Source organism: Brevibacillus borstelensis, assembly GCF_036700025.1.
Classification (GTDB): Bacteria; Bacillota; Bacilli; order Brevibacillales; family Brevibacillaceae; genus Brevibacillus; species Brevibacillus borstelensis.
Genome location: NZ_CP144922.1, coordinates 2270923 through 2287255 on the forward strand (window position 1 = coordinate 2270923; position 16333 = coordinate 2287255).

At 51.7% G+C, this 16333-nt stretch carries 19 protein-coding genes and 1 riboswitch; of the genes, 12 read left to right on the forward strand and 7 right to left on the reverse strand.

From position 1 onward, the window contains the following. Positions 1 to 156 precede the first annotated feature (156 nt). Positions 157 to 1071, forward strand: coding sequence for an EamA family transporter RarD (rarD, locus tag V5G20_RS10555; RefSeq protein WP_031932788.1), 915 nt, complete (start codon positions 157 to 159; stop codon positions 1069 to 1071). Between the two features lie 83 nt (positions 1072 to 1154). Here the strand turns inward: rarD and pdxK are convergent, their stop codons facing one another. Together pdxK and V5G20_RS10565 are read right to left on the reverse strand one after the other, a co-directional pair. Next, the gene (gene pdxK / locus V5G20_RS10560) at positions 1155 to 1970 is read right to left on the reverse strand and encodes a pyridoxine/pyridoxal/pyridoxamine kinase (protein ID WP_003386352.1); all 816 of its coding nucleotides are present in this window, start codon (positions 1968 to 1970) and stop codon (positions 1155 to 1157) included. 184 nt (positions 1971 to 2154) lie between these two features. Beyond that, a complete protein-coding gene (locus V5G20_RS10565) occupies positions 2155 to 2325 on the reverse strand; it encodes a hypothetical protein (RefSeq protein WP_003386351.1) in 171 nt (56 codons plus the stop codon). 219 nt (positions 2326 to 2544) lie between these two features. On the opposite strand from V5G20_RS10565, the gene V5G20_RS10570 reads away from it, so the two are divergent. The 3 genes from V5G20_RS10570 to V5G20_RS10580 are packed head-to-tail and all read left to right on the forward strand — an operon-like array spanning position 2545 to position 6270. Continuing rightward, positions 2545 to 3246 (forward strand): ABC transporter ATP-binding protein, encoded by a 702-nt coding sequence (locus tag V5G20_RS10570; protein WP_327969930.1) that lies wholly within the window; start codon positions 2545 to 2547, stop codon positions 3244 to 3246. Between the two features lie 24 nt (positions 3247 to 3270). Beyond that, positions 3271 to 4722 (forward strand): ABC transporter permease, encoded by a 1452-nt coding sequence (locus tag V5G20_RS10575; RefSeq protein ID WP_024984010.1) that lies wholly within the window; start codon positions 3271 to 3273, stop codon positions 4720 to 4722. Positions 4723 to 4743: 21 nt separating this feature from the next. Beyond that, entirely contained in the window at positions 4744 to 6270 is a 1527-nt protein-coding gene (locus tag V5G20_RS10580; RefSeq protein WP_172920511.1) for an efflux RND transporter periplasmic adaptor subunit, read from the forward strand. 85 nt (positions 6271 to 6355) lie between these two features. Here V5G20_RS10580 and V5G20_RS10585 read toward each other — a convergent pair whose 3' ends face one another. Both V5G20_RS10585 and V5G20_RS10590 read right to left on the reverse strand, forming a co-directional pair. Then, positions 6356 to 7018, reverse strand: coding sequence for a hypothetical protein (locus tag V5G20_RS10585; RefSeq protein WP_031932790.1), 663 nt, complete (start codon positions 7016 to 7018; stop codon positions 6356 to 6358). Beyond that, entirely contained in the window at positions 7018 to 7800 is a 783-nt protein-coding gene (locus V5G20_RS10590) for a class I SAM-dependent methyltransferase (RefSeq protein WP_003386344.1), read from the reverse strand. The genes V5G20_RS10585 and V5G20_RS10590 overlap by 1 nt, the downstream gene beginning before the upstream one ends. Before the next feature lie 137 nt (positions 7801 to 7937). Between V5G20_RS10590 and V5G20_RS10595 the strand changes: the two genes are divergently transcribed. Genes V5G20_RS10595 through V5G20_RS10605 form a run of 3 tightly spaced genes read left to right on the forward strand, consistent with a single transcriptional unit; the run spans position 7938 to position 9463 of the window. Then, positions 7938 to 8375: a DUF1284 domain-containing protein gene (locus tag V5G20_RS10595; protein ID WP_003386342.1), complete on the forward strand. Its 438-nt coding sequence runs from the start codon at positions 7938 to 7940 to the stop codon at positions 8373 to 8375. 55 nt (positions 8376 to 8430) lie between these two features. Beyond that, entirely contained in the window at positions 8431 to 8643 is a 213-nt protein-coding gene (locus V5G20_RS10600; RefSeq protein WP_024984007.1) for a hypothetical protein, read from the forward strand. 7 nt (positions 8644 to 8650) lie between these two features. Next, positions 8651 to 9463: an EcsC family protein gene (locus V5G20_RS10605; protein WP_031932793.1), complete on the forward strand. Its 813-nt coding sequence runs from the start codon at positions 8651 to 8653 to the stop codon at positions 9461 to 9463. Between the two features lie 125 nt (positions 9464 to 9588). Here the strand turns inward: V5G20_RS10605 and V5G20_RS10610 are convergent, their stop codons facing one another. After that, positions 9589 to 10137: a GNAT family N-acetyltransferase gene (locus tag V5G20_RS10610; RefSeq protein WP_003386338.1), complete on the reverse strand. Its 549-nt coding sequence runs from the start codon at positions 10135 to 10137 to the stop codon at positions 9589 to 9591. 195 nt (positions 10138 to 10332) lie between these two features. Then, positions 10333 to 10517: riboswitch (Lysine riboswitch) on the forward strand. A 90-nt stretch (positions 10518 to 10607) separates the two neighbouring features. Here V5G20_RS10610 and dapD point away from each other — a divergent pair. From dapD to V5G20_RS10635, 5 genes are all read left to right on the forward strand, one after another. Beyond that, positions 10608 to 11318 (forward strand): 2,3,4,5-tetrahydropyridine-2,6-dicarboxylate N-acetyltransferase, encoded by a 711-nt coding sequence (dapD, locus tag V5G20_RS10615; protein ID WP_003386337.1) that lies wholly within the window; start codon positions 10608 to 10610, stop codon positions 11316 to 11318. Positions 11319 to 11332: 14 nt separating this feature from the next. Then, positions 11333 to 12544, forward strand: a complete 1212-nt coding sequence (locus V5G20_RS10620; protein WP_003386336.1) for an aspartate aminotransferase family protein — start codon at positions 11333 to 11335, stop codon at positions 12542 to 12544. A 4-nt stretch (positions 12545 to 12548) separates the two neighbouring features. Then, complete coding sequence (locus V5G20_RS10625; protein WP_003386335.1) at positions 12549 to 13685, forward strand: N-acetyldiaminopimelate deacetylase; 1137 nt, start codon at positions 12549 to 12551, stop codon at positions 13683 to 13685. 250 nt (positions 13686 to 13935) lie between these two features. After that, a complete protein-coding gene (locus V5G20_RS10630) occupies positions 13936 to 14529 on the forward strand; it encodes a hypothetical protein (RefSeq protein ID WP_003386334.1) in 594 nt (197 codons plus the stop codon). Between the two features lie 118 nt (positions 14530 to 14647). Next, complete coding sequence (locus V5G20_RS10635; RefSeq protein WP_003386333.1) at positions 14648 to 15010, forward strand: DUF4912 domain-containing protein; 363 nt, start codon at positions 14648 to 14650, stop codon at positions 15008 to 15010. Positions 15011 to 15064: 54 nt separating this feature from the next. Here the strand turns inward: V5G20_RS10635 and V5G20_RS10640 are convergent, their stop codons facing one another. Together V5G20_RS10640 and V5G20_RS10645 are read right to left on the reverse strand one after the other, a co-directional pair. Next, positions 15065 to 15700, reverse strand: coding sequence for a glycoside hydrolase family 73 protein (locus V5G20_RS10640; protein WP_338463395.1), 636 nt, complete (start codon positions 15698 to 15700; stop codon positions 15065 to 15067). Positions 15701 to 15865: 165 nt separating this feature from the next. After that, a complete protein-coding gene (locus V5G20_RS10645) occupies positions 15866 to 16294 on the reverse strand; it encodes a DUF1885 family protein (RefSeq protein ID WP_003386331.1) in 429 nt (142 codons plus the stop codon). Positions 16295 to 16333 lie beyond the last annotated feature (39 nt).

Below are 16333 nucleotides of genomic sequence, written 5' to 3' on the forward strand. Positions count from 1 at the left end.
AACTGCTTAGTTACCATGGTAGCGCAATGAAGGGTTGATCTCCTTTTTGAGCTTCCTATAAAGAATGTACATAGATAGATAAGTTGCTCTTCTATCGTTTACACTGAAGAGAATGAGCGAGGAGAACGAAACAGAAACAAATGGGGGCAGGTGTGGATGAAACAAGGAGTCTTGTACGCAATCGGGGCCTATTTTATGTGGGGAATGCTGCCGCTGTACTGGAAGGTTTTCGAGAAGATGGGAGCCTGGGAGATATTGGCCCACCGGATTATCTGGTCAGCCGTGTTTGTCGTAGCCCTGCTGTTTGTGACAAAAAAACTGCGCTATTTGAAATCGTCGGTAACGGAAGCGAAAACGTGGATCGCTTTGGTACTGAGCTCGTTAATTATCAGCGGCAACTGGCTGATCTATATATGGGCAGTCAACATCGGCCATGTGATGGAAACGAGCCTGGGCTATTACATAAATCCGCTGCTGAGTGTATTGTTCGGGGTTTTGTTCCTTAAAGAGCGCATGCGCCTGGGGCAATGGATCGCTATCGTACTTGCGGCGATAGGGGTTTCCGTCATGACTTTCCATTACGGAAAGGTTCCGTGGGTAGCTATTTTGCTCGCGCTCACGTTTGCCCTGTATGGATTGGCGAAAAAAACCGTCAAACTCGAGCCCATGATGAGTCTCGCCTGGGAGACATTGTTTGTGGCCCCGATCGCTCTTGCCTACGTGCTTGCACTTCAGGTAAACGGACAGGAAACCGCCCTTTCACTGGAAGCTTGGCAAATAGTCTTGCTGACCTTGGCTGGGGTTGCGACAGCCCTGCCGCTGTATTGGTTTGCCCAGGCAGCGAAGCGATTGCCTTTGTCAATGGTCGGCTTCGTTCAATACCTATCGCCAACTATCACGCTGCTGATGGCCATTTTCTTGTTCCATGAACCGTTTACCCAGACCCATTTGATCAGCTTTGGCTTTATCTGGAGCGCATTGGTCGTATTTACGATCAGTTCGCTCCGAAGCAAGGGAACGTCAACAGCTCCCGCTCCAAACGCAAACCTGGCTTTCAAAAAGAAAGCATAACAACAGAAAAACTCCCGGCTTCCTTATATAGAGGAGGCCGGGAGTTTTTGCTATTGCCTTTATTTATATAGCTAGTCCAACACTTACGCTTTTTGCAGCTTGCGATACGCTCCATGATTGGTCGGACCAACGTATTCGTTCAGCTTGAAGGAGTGGCGGATCGCTTCCGTGATAAACTGCTTCGCTACGTTAACGGCATCGCGAACCGATTGTCCTTTTGCCAATTCGGCGCAGATCGCCGCGGAATACGTGCAGCCTGCTCCGTGCGTATAGGTGGTATCGATGCGTTCGCCTTCGAGGATGTCGAATGTACTGCCATCATAGAGCACATCGATTGCTTTTTCATGCTGCAGCTTGCCGCCGCCCTTGACCAAAACATAGGCCGCGCCTTTGTCGTGAATCCGCTTGGCGGCTTCCTTCATGTCGTCGACAGTCTTGAGCGCGCCCATCTGGGACAAAGCCCCTGCTTCATACAGGTTAGGTGTGACGACGGTCGCACGCGGCACCAGAACGTCACGCAAGCAGTCCGCATTTTCCGGATGGAGCACCTCGTCTGCCCCTTTGCAGACCAGGACAGGGTCAACGACTACGTTTTTCAGTTGATACTGTTCGATTTTTTTGGCAGCCAGCTCGATCAGATCCGTTGTTCCGAGCATGCCGGTTTTTACTGCATCGACACCGATCCCGGAGAGGACCGTCTCGATCTGCTTTTCCAGGGTGTTCAGGTCGATCGGGAACACTTCGTGGAACCAGGAATTATGCGGATCCTGCGCGACGATAACAGTCAAGGCAGTCATCCCGAATACGCCCAGCTCCTGAAAGGTTTTCAAGTCCGCCTGAATACCTGCTCCGCCGCTTGTGTCAGAGCCTGCGATGGTCAATGCTTTCTTCATGGTCATGGCTTTCGTCTCCCTTTGTATCCGCTACGATGGTAGTAGGGGCATCTCTGAAATCTTCTTATCCTTATTGAAGAGCAAATGCACAGCGGTGTCAATAAGGGTGACACGCAAAAAGCCGCTTTCCCTGTGAGGAAGAGCGGTTCAAAAAGGTGGACGGTCAAACCATGGCCACTTTATGTATGTGTTAGACAGATGCGACGTGATGGAAAGAGAAGCTGATGGGAGCGGCCATTGCTTTTGACCTTGTGCTGGCCAGTTTCTTGGCCTCTTTCGCTGCTTCAAACATGCTAGGAGCTTTAATGACTTCAATCCATTGACGTGTAGCTGTTTCAAACAAAAAGCGATAGATCCTCATCTTCACTCTGCCCTCTCGTGTTTTTCTTGCCTGCTCCTATTATATCAGCGAACTGGAATGATTTGGTTACAGGAGTGTTACAAGTTCTTGAATTTGGTGTGTACAAAGGGTTAATTTTATTTCACGAAATAAAATCGTTACATTTTTCCTGCTCCTCCGTCTATATACAATGAGATGATTTTTCCAAATTTGTAATAGCAAAAGAGGTGTACACAGAAGATGGTCAACGGAATGGGTGAATTGACGGTCGAAAACGTCAATCACAGCTATGGAACCGGGAAAATCAAAGTCCCTGTCCTCTTTGACATCAATATCCACATTGCAAAAGGGGAGTTTGTCGCGCTGTGCGGGTCTTCAGGATCGGGAAAATCGACACTCCTCAACCTGCTGGCGGGATTGACCAAACCGGAAGAGGGCAAGATTTTCGTCAATAGCGAGGAAATCTCCCGTTTTAACGAGAACGAGCTTTGCTTGTTCAGGCGCAAATGCATGGGCTTTATTTTTCAGTCCTACAATCTATTGCCGGGTCTGACCGCGCTGGAAAATGTGGAGCTTCCCTTGATTTTTGCAGGTGAGAGCAAGAAAAAAAGACGGATAAGAGCTGCCGAGATCCTGGAGAAAATGGGGCTGGAAGGCCGCCTGGATCACCGCCCCAACGAGCTTAGCGGCGGGCAGCAGCAGCGTGTCAGTATCGCCCGCGCCCTGGTAAACAACCCGAGTATCGTGCTGGCTGACGAACCGACTGGAAACCTGGACAGCAAAACAGAGCAGGAAATTCTCGACTTGATGAGGCAGATGAACCGAGAAAGCAATACGACATTTATTATCGTTACGCATGAGCAGGAAGTGGCCGAGCAGTCCGACCGGGTGATTTACCTACAGGACGGAAGAGTCGTGCAAAGGCGTACCAAACCGGCGTGATCGAGGGTATGAGGTGAAACAAAAGTGAAATTTATAGACTCATTTCGGATTGTATGGAGAAACCTGTGGCGCATGAAGCTGCGAACAGCGCTTACCTCGGTTGGGGTCATGATTGGTACGGCAGCGATTGTCGCGATGATTGCCCTCAGCTTGGGCTTGAAGGCAAATGCTGTAAAAAGCCTGGAGAGCTGGGGGAACTTGACAGAGCTCGACGTGGAACCGGCCTTCTACATACCGGAAGAAGACAGAGTGATTCCCGACGACGAACGAAAAAAACTGAATATGGCGGCTGTTCAAGAGTTGAAAGCGGTCAAAGGCGTAGCTGCGGTCATGCCGATCAAGCGCATCCGCGGCGAGTCCAAGCTGAAGGTTGGCCGAAGGGAAGGGTACATCGAGCTGGTCGGTGTCGACGTCCGCGAATCTGCCGCATACCGGAAGGACGAAATTGAAAAAGGAACCTATCTTACGGGAGCGCCTCAGGAGGTTGTTGTTTCCTATTACGTTCCGCGAGAGATGAGGGACGTGGAAAAAGAAAAGCGGGAAGCCCGAATGAGGAATGCCAACAAGAGTGGCGGCGGAGGAGGGGAAGTATACTTCTCTCGGCGAGGTGGTGGCGGAGGAGGCGAAGAAGGCCCGGCTCCATTCGACATGGTGGGCAAGCCGGCAACGATTACGCTGACTCGCGAATACCGGATCGACGATGAATTGAAGCTGGAGAAAAAAGACGTCAGGGTGAGGGTCGTCGGCCAACTGCAAAAATCGGAGAATTTCCGCTACGGAAGTGCGGTCTACGCTCCGCTCAGCCTCGTAAAGGAAATGAACGACTGGCTGAACCGCAGCAGGGGCGAGGAGTTTGGTGACACCAGCTCAAGGCGCTCGCGCGATAAAAATCAGGACGAGTTTGTATTCGATGAGATTACAGTCAAGGTCGAGTCTCGCGAAATGGTCGAGAGCGTCGTATCCGATTTGAAAAAGCTTGGCTACGAGGTTTGGTCGCCTGCCCGCGAACTGGAGCAGATCAACAAGTTCTTCTTCGTGATTCAAATGATTCTCGGCGGGATTGCAGCCATTTCTCTTCTGGTCGCTTCCATCGGGATTGTAAACACAATGATCATGTCCATTTTGGAGCGGACCAAAGAAATCGGGATTATGAAGGTAATCGGAGCCACCGTTTACAACATCCGCTGGCTGTTTTTGATGGAGTCGGGCTTCATCGGTCTGATTGGAGGCATGACCGGTCTGGGACTTGCCTGGGGCGCCGTTGAATTGGTCAACTATTTCGGCAAAGCAGGCGGTCTGATGGACAGTCTGGGCTTTGGCGGCGGAGGAGAGGAAATGACCACGTTGGCTGTGATACCGACATGGCTGGCTCTGTTCGCCATCGGATTTGCCTTTATTATCGGTTTGTTGGCGGGCATTTTCCCGGCCATTCGCGCGTCCCGTTTGAGCGCATTGCAAGCGATTCGATCTGAATAAGGAAATGTGGGGTTACTTACGATGAGCAAAAAGAAAAAGTGGATCATCATTTCTGCCGTTCTCGTGCTGTTGGGCGGCGGAAGCGTGTATGGTTATACGAAGTTTACGAGCAACGAGGCGGCATCGGAGCAGCCGCAGGAGGAACCGCCTTCCTTCCCGACTGCGGCAGTAGAGACGGGAGAAGTAAGCAAAGCCATCTTCGCTTCGGGGACAGTGGAAGCCAAGGCCCGTGAAGAGGTGAAGCCGGAGCTGAGCGGAAAGGTCGAGAGGGTGTTCGTGCAGGAGGGACAGCGCGTTTCAAAGGGCGATCCTCTCTTTAGCATTGACGGCGAGGACGCTGCCATTGAGCTGCAAAAGCAGGAATTGAACATCATCCGGGCGCAAAAGGACTTGGCCGAGATCAAAAATAAAAAGGACAAAATTCTCTCTGACAAAACCGGAAAGATCAAAGAAGTTTTGATCAAGGAAGGCGATCCGGTAACGCCCGACACGATTGTGGCAAAGCTGGTCAACACGGATTATCTGAAAATCAAAGGGAAATTCACCGCATACGAGGCCGAACGCTTTAAGGTAGGCCAGCAGGTGAAGGTATTTCTCGTAGCCTCTCTCTCTTATGTCGATGGAACGGTTACGAAAATCGACCTGACCGGAACCAAGGAAAAAGGTGTCGGCGGCGTGCATGACGTAGAGGTGCTCGTGAAAAAGCCGGGAGCCATTTACGTTGGGGACATGGGCGAGGTGCAGTATACAGATGCAAAAGGCACGTTGTACGCCAGCCAGATCGCCACGCCATTCGAGAATCCGGATGACATCGATCTCGTAGCCGGTACGCATGGAAAAGTGGGCAAAGTCGAGATTGAGAATGGCGACGAAGTGAAGGCAGGACAGCTCATTGCAAAAATGGACATGACCTCCGTCGATCTGGAACTGAAGGAAAAAGAACTGGCGCTGAAGGAGTCCCAGCTGACGATGGAGCAAAAGCGACGGGACATCGCAAAAAAACAAGTAACGGCGCCAATCAGCGGGGTAATTACCAAGCTCAATGTAACGGCAGGCGAAACACCTGACTCGGGCAAGCCTGCTGCGGTCATCATGGATACGAGCGCGGTTTACTTTATCGCGGCTGTGGACGAGCTGGACATCCCGTCGATCAAGGTAGGGCAGCACGCGGAAGTGTATGTCTCGGCTTTTGGCAACAAGCCGTTTACAGGAAAAGTAATCGAAGTGCCAAAAGAAGGTACAAAGGAAGACAAGACGGTTCGATTTGCTGTGAAAATCGAACTGTCCGATACGAACGAGATGAAGCACGGAATGACCGGGGACTGCGATATTTTCGTAGAGAAGAAAGAAAATGTGCTCCGACTCCCCATGCAGGCTGTTGAAGTCCTGGAAGAAGGGAAAGGACAGGTCATGGTGAAAGATCCGGCGTCCGGAGAACCGACACCGAAAGAAGTGGAGATTGGGATCGAAGGATCGGAATTTGTTGAGATTAAGAGCGGGCTTGCAGCCGGAGATGAAGTTTTGATGATGCTCGGCGGAGAAATGTAGCCGGAGCAGGCTGGAGCGAACCGCAAATAAAGGGGAAACCGCCCGATGTCTCTATTCATGGACAGCCGGGCGGTTTTTTATGAAATTATGAAGGAAACAAGATTCTCTCTATTTCGGCCCGCAAGCTTTTTAGCGGATTGCCGATCGGCCGCCCGGTGCTTGCTTCGAACAGCTCGGCAGCAGGAACCATGGACAATTGGGCCACGGAAATGCTCTCCGGCTCCCCTCGCTTGGCCAATACTTGCAAGCCATGATAGATGGCTTCGCGGTATTCCGCTGTTCGTCCGCTCATCAGCAAAGGAAATGAGTCGGGAACGAGCTCTGCACGTACGTCTGTCTCCGAAGAACGCACGTGTGCGAACGAATGGTAACGCGCCATGGTCCCTTTGATCGTAGCAGGGTTTGAAAAAAGCAGACGGTGAGAGCCGGAGGAGCTGGATACGTCGTGGAAAAATGGTTCGTCCAGCTTGATGATGGGCAGCTCTACACAATTTTCATCTTCAGGCTGCATGCCTGCAATGTACTGAGTGCAAGTAATGAGAATCGCGTCCACGCCGCATGCGGCGATCCATTGCAGCTGTTCCCGTATCTTTGCTCTCGACGCCTCGTCGGGAAAATGTCCCGAAAGCTCTGAGCGAATCAGGACGCCGGGGTCGACAAAATGGGTCAACGCCAAACCGTCGATACACAAACCATCAGAAATGAGGGCGATATTGGAGTGATGGGCGTGCAAACAGCCAAGGCGCATCAGGAAATCTCCTTTTCAAATGGTTTGACAGCAGCCACTCTGATCCGTTTGTAGTCGATGACCCAAGAGCCGTCGTGAAACAGATGAGGCTTGAGCTCTTCGGCGATGTCCCGATATGCGGCCTTTTTTTCGCCAGCGGACATCCCGGTGAAGAAGGGGGAGCAAAAAGCGTTCAGCCAGTGAAGAATGCCGTTTTCTCCGTCAGGCAGGGGAGTCGGGCGGTCAAAAAGCTGCGCACAAGTGACAGAGAAGCCTTGATGCTCTAATATAGTGGAATAAGTGCCAATACTGGGAAAGTACCAGGGCATTCTTTCAGATGCATCAATGCCGGCTGAGCTTAGCACGATTCGGATCTTTTCGATAACCGTTTCCACATTGCCGGCTCCGCCAAACTCGGCGATGAAGCGCCCACCGGGACGAAGCGCAATCCAAATGCTTTCAGCCACCTTCTCGGGCTGCTTCATCCAGTGCAAGGCGGCATTGGAAAAGACGGCATCGAAGGTTTCGGTTGTACGATAAGTATGAGCGTCCGCAACATAAAAAGGAAGATGCGGATATTTTTTTCGCGCGGCATCGATCATTTCTTCAGAGAAGTCAATTCCGGTCGGTTTGGCCCCCATGCTCGCCAGCTCATGGGACAAGTCGCCCGTCCCGCACCCGATATCGAGGACAGACTCGCCCGGTTTCGCTTGAAGCCAATCCAGGATGCCTTTGCCAAAGGCGGAAACAAAGCTCATTTTCGTGTCGTACAATTGCGAATTCCATGAATGCGTATCAGTCATGTGAACCCCCTCCTTGCTTTGTTTTTACCAGCAAAAAGGGTATTAGTCAAATCTATAATAAGTATAAAAGTAATAGGAAATTTCTATTTGCATTTGCGAAACAATGCCTTCAGGCAGACGATAAGGGAGGATGAAGGATGGAACCAGTTGTTTTGCGCGGGCATCATTTGCTGTGTGTCCACGGTTTTCGCGGAATGGGATACAGTCCTGACTTTGTTGTCAAAATGGGGGAGATTGTAGAGAGAATCCGCGACAATGAGCAAGACTTTCCGATTCAAGTCGTAAAAGGATTCGATGAAACGTGTCAAGTCTGTCCTCATAAAGGATCGACGCGCTGCGAAGCGGCTCCTGATTCGGAGGAGCATGTCCAAACGCTGGATCAAAATGTGTTTCGGCACCTGGGAATCACGCCAGGGGAGGTTTATCTCAAGTCGGAACTCGTGCAAAGGACACGCGAGAGAGTATCCCCAGATGATTTGGCCCATTTATGCGAGGGGTGCTCGTGGTTATCCTACGGTGTCTGCAAGGAGGGAATAACCGAGCTTCGCAAAGGAAAAAACCCTGAACCTTCCTAATTTTTTCTGACGTGCTTCGAGGATTTGGGAAAGAAAGATCAGGGAGGGAACGGCAATGACGGAGGAAGAGTGGGGCATCCTCTACAAACTTGGCTTTCGCATGGAAGAAGGAAAAGTGAAACATCTCAAGCTGGGAGTCGTAAAAGAAATTGAGGATTTTTCGGGTTTTGATTCACTCTCGGAGTTGGAAGCATTCGCAAAGGAATGCTTGCGGACCCGATGCCTCGTAAACAAGCAGACGAAACGCGATAAACGGCAAAGGGGTTGAACGGATCGTGGAGCTTGAAGATCGAGTGACACTAACCCGTAAGTTGGATGAGGTAAGGAAATGGGAATCAGACCAGAACGATCTGTGGTTTTGGGAAAAGCTTGGGCGCCTCCCCTTTGTCTTTCTGGACCGGATCACGCCAAACGTGGTGCGGGACAAACTTGGCACAGCCGTCGACGAACTGGTTGCCTTTTTGGAGAACGGAGGGAAGTACCTGGTACGTGAGCGGGATATCCACACCCGCTTTCAGGAAGCGTTCCCGAGGAAGGACGAGCAGTCGCTAGAAACGCTTCCGATCAATCAGCGTCCACTCGCGCAAATGGATAAAATCGCCGCAGAGCTGAGCGAGTCGCGTGCCACCTTTGCAGCCGTACAAGGAGCCACCACAGGCTTTGGCGGCATCTTTACGCTTGCAATCGACATTCCTCTGCTGCTGGGCACCTCGCTAAAGGTACTGCAGGAGATGGCGATTTGCTACGGCTATGATCCGCAGGACAAGCGGGAGCGGCTGTTTATTGTCAAATGTCTGCAGTTCGCTTCCTCGGATATTGTAGGAAAGCAGGCGATCCTGGAGGAGCTGTCTTCTTTCGACAATCCTTCCAAAGAGCGGGATGTACTCTCTCAGCTTCAGGGCTGGCGAGAGGTAGTGGTGACCTACACGGAAAATTTCGGGTGGAAAAAGCTGTTTCAGATCGTACCGGTCGCGGGAATGCTCTTCGGCGCTTATCTGAATCGCTCGTCTGTCCGTGACGTGGCGGAGACGGGCATGATGCTGTATCGCAAGAGAAGGATTCTCGAGCGGCTTGGCACGGAGGCGTAGCTGTAGTGTGAACAAAAGCCCAAATGGCCGAATCGGCCGAACAAATTGCCCAGCCAAACGCCGAACCGAATTATTGAACCGATTTTCTGAATTGCAACCGTCCAGATTAAGTGATGCTGCCGCTCCTACGTCGTCTCCAGCTCCTCGGCGGTAATGGCAAAGATCAGGTGATCCTCCCATTTACCGTTGATTTGCAAATAGCGAAGCGACAGTCCTTCTTCGCGAAATCGGTTTTTCGCAAGAACCTTGATCGAGCCTGTATTGCGCGGCATGACCGCAGCTTGAACCCGGTGAAGCTTTGCTTCGGTAAACGCAAATCGGATGACTTCTCCTACTGCTCTGGTCATTATTCCTTTGCCGTTATGAGATTGATCGAGGAAATAGCCGAGTGTAGCGTTTTGCCAGGCTCCGCGCACGATATTGGAGAGGTTGACGCGGCCGACGAGGGTTTGATCAGGGCCGACGAAAATGCCGAACGAATAGCCTGTCCCTTCGCGAAAGCTTCGCTCTGCCTCCTCCAACTGCTGGTACTGCGCTTCAATTGTGTAAAAAGAAGCGGGGCGGATGGGTTCAAAAGGCTGCAGAAATTGGTGGTTTTGTTGCCGCAAAGAGGCCAGGGCAGGGGCATCGCTTGCAGACAAGGGACGAACAAGAAACGCAGAAGGTGCAAACATCTTCAGGTTCAGCCTCCTATTCACATATAGGGTGGATGGAAAGTTTAGCATGAATCAGGACTGTTGAAAAGAGGGAAAAGGGAGTCGCTGACAATGCCGTCCAGCAGGAGCGGCCCACTCTCGATTCAACAGTTGCCACCGGGTACGGAATTTGGTACAGTACAGGGTAAGTAAAGCTGAACAATTGCATATTGCCTTCTAAATAGAGGCGCGCTGCGGATGAGTACTTCTTTTCATCAGGAATGGGGAAAGGGAAGAGGAGAAAAGGCCAAAGCGCCGAAGTTCTGGCCGCATCCCCATTGGCGGCAGGGCTGGGGTGCTCGTGAATAATGATCATCCTGTCATAGGAGAAGTTTCTCTTATGGAGCGCTATTTACGTTTGCTTGTCCGGTATCAAAAAGCAATGAGTATAGCGTTTGCACTCATTGCTTTTTCTACATTCATTTCAAGAAAAGTGGAGGAGAAGTACTGTGAACATGATGGATGCCAATGAAATTATCTCGTTTATTCAAAAAAGCGAAAAGAAAACGCCTGTAAAGGTATACCTCAAAGGGGATTTGGACGGCATCGACTTCGGTCCCAGCGCAAAAGCCTTTTTGAACGGCGGCACGGGAGTCGTTTTCGGGGAGTGGAAGGAAATCCAGCCTGTTCTGGAGCAGCATGCGGATAAAATCGCGGATTATGTAGTGGAGAGCGACCGCCGCAACTCTGCGATTCCGCTTTTGGATACAAAAAACATTCAGGCACGCATTGAGCCAGGCGCAATCATTCGCGACCAGGTGAGCATCGGCAACAACGCTGTCATCATGATGGGAGCTTCCATCAACATCGGAGCCGTCATCGGAGAAGGCACCATGATCGACATGAACGTCGTCGTCGGCGGACGCGGAACGATCGGGAAAAATTGCCACATCGGCGCAGGTGCTGTCATTGCCGGCGTGATCGAACCGCCATCTGCGTCTCCGGTCGTTATCGAAGACGATGTCGTGGTAGGAGCAAATGCGGTCATTTTGGAAGGGGTTCGCGTCGGAAAAGGCTCCGTTGTAGCCGCAGGAGCTGTCGTTATCGAGGACGTTCCGCCGAATGTGGTAGTAGCTGGTACGCCCGCACGCATTATCAAGCAAATCGACGAAAAGACACGCTCCAAGACGGAGATCAAGCAGGAGCTGAGACAGCTGTAAGGGAGAGGGTAGGCATGGACTGGCGTTCGCTTGATCAACAATACATCGTCTCTACGTACAAAAGACTGCCGATCGCTATCGCCAAGGGCGAGGGAAATTACCTCTACGACACGAATGGCAAGGGATATCTCGATTTGTTTACCGGACTTGCCGTAAACGTGCTCGGCCACTCTCACCCGCGGATTATTCAGGCCCTGCGGGAGCAAGGGGAGCAATTTTTGCACATCTCCAATATTTTCCTCAATCCCCCTGCGATCAAGCTGGCGCAGAGGCTGATCGAGCATACCATCCCGGGGAAAGTCTTCTTTACCAATTCCGGAGCAGAAGCGACCGAGGCGGCTATCAAGCTGATTCACAAATGGACGGCTGCCGAAGGTACGGGACGCTCAGGCATCGTGGTTCTGTCCAACAGCTTTCACGGCCGGACATTGGGAGCTCTTCGCCTGACCAGACAGCCTCACGTCTATCAGGATTTTCCTCAGCCCGATTTTCCGGTCTATGAGCTGAAGGCAGGAGACATTGATCAGCTTCGCGCTGTCTGTGAGGAACGCCGTCCTGCTGCCGTTTTGATGGAGCCGGTGCTGGGCTCGGGCGGTGTCGTCCCTCTGGCTGAAAGCTATTTGCAGGAAGTGGCGGCGATCTGCCAGGCGACAGGCACTTTGTTTGCAATGGATGAGATTCAGACAGGAATGGGACGGACAGGCAAATTATTCGCTTTTCAACACGCTGCTGTGACACCGGACCTCATTCTTTTTGCCAAAGGAGTAGGGGGCGGGCTTCCGCTCGGGGGTGTCATCGCAGGCGAAAAACTGCAAGACTTGTTCAAGCCGGGTGATCACGGCACCACGTTTGCGCCGTCACCGCTCTCTGCCGCCTTGGGGAATGCAGTTCTGGACGAACTGTTGGACGCAGCGTTCCAAAGTCAATTGCAGGATGTGACGCAATACCTGTGGGATCGTTTGGAAGATCTGCGGGCAGCCTTTCCTGAGCAGCTGCAATCGCTTCGCGGAAAGGGAATGATGGTGGGAATCCCGCTCTCGGTTTCACCGGAGGAAGTAAGCCGGCTTCAGCAAAATTTGCTGGAGGAGGGGATTTTGGTCGATGTTACGCAAAAAACCATTGTCCGTTTGCTCCCGCCGCTTACGCTGACCCGCGGAGATGTCGATCGTTTTATGGAAGCCTTCACCCGCGAAATGAGCCAGTTGGCGGCCGGAAAGGAGGCGTAGCAGCGTGAGTGTTTCGACGTTTGTCCGTATCCGCAGAGATCTGCATCAAATTCCCGAGCCCGGGTTCGCGGAGTTCAAGACACAGCGTTACCTGCTCGATTATCTGGAGCAGCTCCCTGCAGAGCGGTTTGAGCTCAAGACATGGAAGACAGGCATTCTCGTAAAAGTGGCAGGCCGCAATCCGAAAAGAACGATCGCCTGGCGCGCGGACATGGACGGGCTTCCCATCACGGAAGAGACCTCCTATCCATTCCGCTCCAGGCACGAAGGGTATATGCACGCATGCGGACACGATATGCACATGGCGATTGGCCTCGGCATTCTGACGCATTTCGTCCATCATCCCATTGACGACGATCTCCTCTTTATCTTCCAGCCTGCAGAAGAAGGACCTGGCGGAGCCAAGCCGATGATGGAGAGCGAGGAGTTTGGAGAATGGCGGCCGGATTGCATTTTTGCCCTGCACATCGCTCCAGAGTATCCCGTAGGCCATATCGCGACAAAGCCAGGCATTCTGTTTGCCAACACATCCGAATTGATGATTGATCTGGTCGGAAAAGGCGGACACGCGGCATTTCCGCATAAGGCAAACGACATGGTAGTCGCGGCAAGCCATCTGGTGACCCAGCTGCAGTCGGTCATCTCCCGCAATATTGATCCGCTGGATTCGGCTGTCATTACGGTCGGGAAGATTGAGGGAGGTACGCGGCAGAACATCATCGCGGAGAAGGCAAGACTGGAAGGGACGATCCGGACGTTTTCCACCGATTCCATGACCCGGGTGAAGGACCGGATTGAAGCCCTGGTCAAAGGGGTGGAAGCGGGATTCGAGTGCAAGGCCGAGATCGATTACGGCTGCGGCTATGCTCAGGTGTACAATCACGAGGAAATGACCCTTCAGTTTATGGACTGGGTGAGGGGAAATCTGCCCGACGTCACCCTTGTACACTGCGCGGAAGCGATGACCGGTGAGGATTTTGGCTTTTTCTTGACCGAAATTCCCGGATTCCTGTTCTGGCTGGGAGCGGATACCCCTTATGGACTTCACCACTCCAAGATCGAGCCGGATGAGCAGGCGATTGAAGTCGCCATCGACGTAGTGACCCGATATTTTACATGGCTCTCCGATCAGCAGGCATGACCGGATAAAACATGTGGATAAAAGCAGGAAAACGACCTCTTGGGGGTCGTTTTTCTATTGTTTGGACATGATGTGACGTGCCTATTCCCGCCAAGCAGGCCATAGCTGTGGATGATGTGGATTTTGTGGATATCGCAGAAAAAACTTCGCGGGGCACCACAACTATTTGCTTGCTTGGGCGTATAAGAATATGGAAAGAAACACTGAGGAAAACAAGCGCTGAAGCGCAACGATACTGGAGGATTGAGTCATGAAAAAAAGGTGGTTGTCTGCCCTGTTGGTGCTGACGGTTGCAGGTGTAGGGAGTACGGCCTTGGGCGAAGGCGCAATGCGCATTTTTCTGAGCGGCGAGCGCATTGTAAGCGATCTGCCCGGGTCTACGGCTTCTTCCATGGAAGAATTGGTGAATCGCTTGGGTGGATTCACAGAGTACGATCAGCGCTCGGGCAAAATGGAAATTATCAAGCCTAATGTGAATGTGCTTGTTCTTGAGGGAGTTCAGCAAAGCCGCAATAAAAATGTCGTCTTCAGCAACCCGATCAAAGGGTACAGCGACAAGGATGTCCCTCGCACGTTTAACGTCTTTGTCGAAGTAGACGAAGCCCCTTCGGCAAAGGATTTGCGCATGCAAGTAGTATTGATTGGACCGGATGGAAAAGAAGTGGAGCAAAGTAAAGTCTGGAAATTCTCAACTCAAAACGGAAACAGCTTCTACTTCTCGGAACCGTTTGTCTCTACCAAGCTTGAGCAGTACGGGACCTACAAAGTGCAGGTGCAGATGAAAACCGAGAAGTTTGATCAGTATGTAACAGTAGGGGAAAACAGTTTTTCCGTGGGCAGATAAAATTATCTGGCTTGGATGCGTTTCCACATGACTTGTTAACGTGGTATAATGATTACAAAACACAAGTTTTTTCATAATCCGCAAGCAAGTACATGAGAGAAAGGAACGATGGGAGCGAATGGAGACAAATCCCCCGCGGTCATCCACCGACATTGACGGCCCGAGTATAACCATTGCCTGGCAAGATGAGCATTCGATCTTGGCCGAATGGCAAATGACAAAAGAGTTTGAGCAGGAAGTCGAGCGAAAATTCGCGATTCCATTTGCCGAACTGCCATTTGTACTCCGCCTCTTCGATGTGACGGACCGCAACGAGATTCGTAATGACGGCACAGATCTGTATACAGACTTTGATATTAACCACCGGTCTTCAGAATGGATTCTTTATGGAGTGACACAGGGACTGAGATACTGTGTTGATCTGGGGATTCGGATGGTTGATGGCAGATTTTATTCGCTGTCGCGATCTCAACTGATTTGATCAACGTACGCATAAGGCAAGGCTCTCCTTTGGGAGAGCCTTTTTTTGCATTCGCTAAGGGATATTTCTCTGTTTGTCCAAAAGGCGCAGAGCGACAGCGAATACAGCCCAGGCCGGCATCGGTTCATCCAGCTTTCCGAGCCATTCCGGTGAGGTGATCAAGCCTTCTTTTAATGCGCGCAGCCCCAGCTCCTGCTTCCACTCGGGGACGGACTTCTCTTCGGGGGCAAATTGATCGTACTGTGTCAAATGGTAGGTGCGTATCAGGTTGGTCAATTTTTCGGCGTACGCCGGATCCGTTGCGTAGCCCGCTTTTTGCAGCTCCTGTGCGGCTTCGGTGGGAGTGGATGCGAGGATGACACGCTTATACGCGGGCCGAAGCAAAAACGAAGCGTGGTCATCGATGGACTGTTGATAGCAATAGTAGGCTTTGAAGGCAGAGGGGCGAATAACCGTCTGGCCATTTTCCACCTCCCGGGAGTTGACCGTGACAGAACCGGCTGGTCCGCTTCCTTTGATCCCGAACAAATTATAGGAGTAGCGGCCGGTTGCGGCATCGGTTGGAACGTGCTTGCCCCAGCCGGATTCCAGAATGGCCTGGGCAATCGTGATCGAGGGGAAGATGCGATGCGTCAGATAAGATTGGCGGGCTGGCCCGGCTACAAAATGGATAAACACTTGTTGGTCCATCGGGCATTCCTCCCAAAAGAAGGGTTGTGCTCTATTTTTATGAGAAAACAAGCAGAGCGGGGAAGGCTGCTGTCTCTCCTTTTAGAAAGAGCGGCAAATGTGGACAAAAACAGCCGGAAAATAAAAAACAGCCGGGAAATGCCGGCTGCTGCTGCTCCAGGCGCTTTATGGCTTGCGCGGCTGGAAATATTGGATGCGGTTGTTAAAGAGGTGCAGCTCTGCTTTAAAATTGCGTGCAAGATAACGGCAAAATTCATTTGCCTTGCTCTTGTCGCCATGTGTTGCAGAGTCCGGCAGGGAAACTTGAATGTAAGAATGTTCTTTACCATTTTTCTCTCGTTTGCCAACTCCGATGATAATCGCCTTGTGAGTGCTCGGATCTTTGCCGCGAAGCAGCAGCCAGGAATCCTTGCCCTCGGGGCGTTCATCGATGACATAAGGGAAAGCGGCATCGGCGTAGGACCAGCCGAGTTGTTCACCGGTTTTTTTGGTCATGTCGACGTAGCGCAGCAATTTTGCTTTGACTTCATCCAGAGATGCTTCAGTGGCTGTAGAGCCATCCACTAAATATATGTAGGCCGACTGCAGATTCACGTTTGCATTCACTCCTAGTCCCGGGAATCTCCTGCGTTA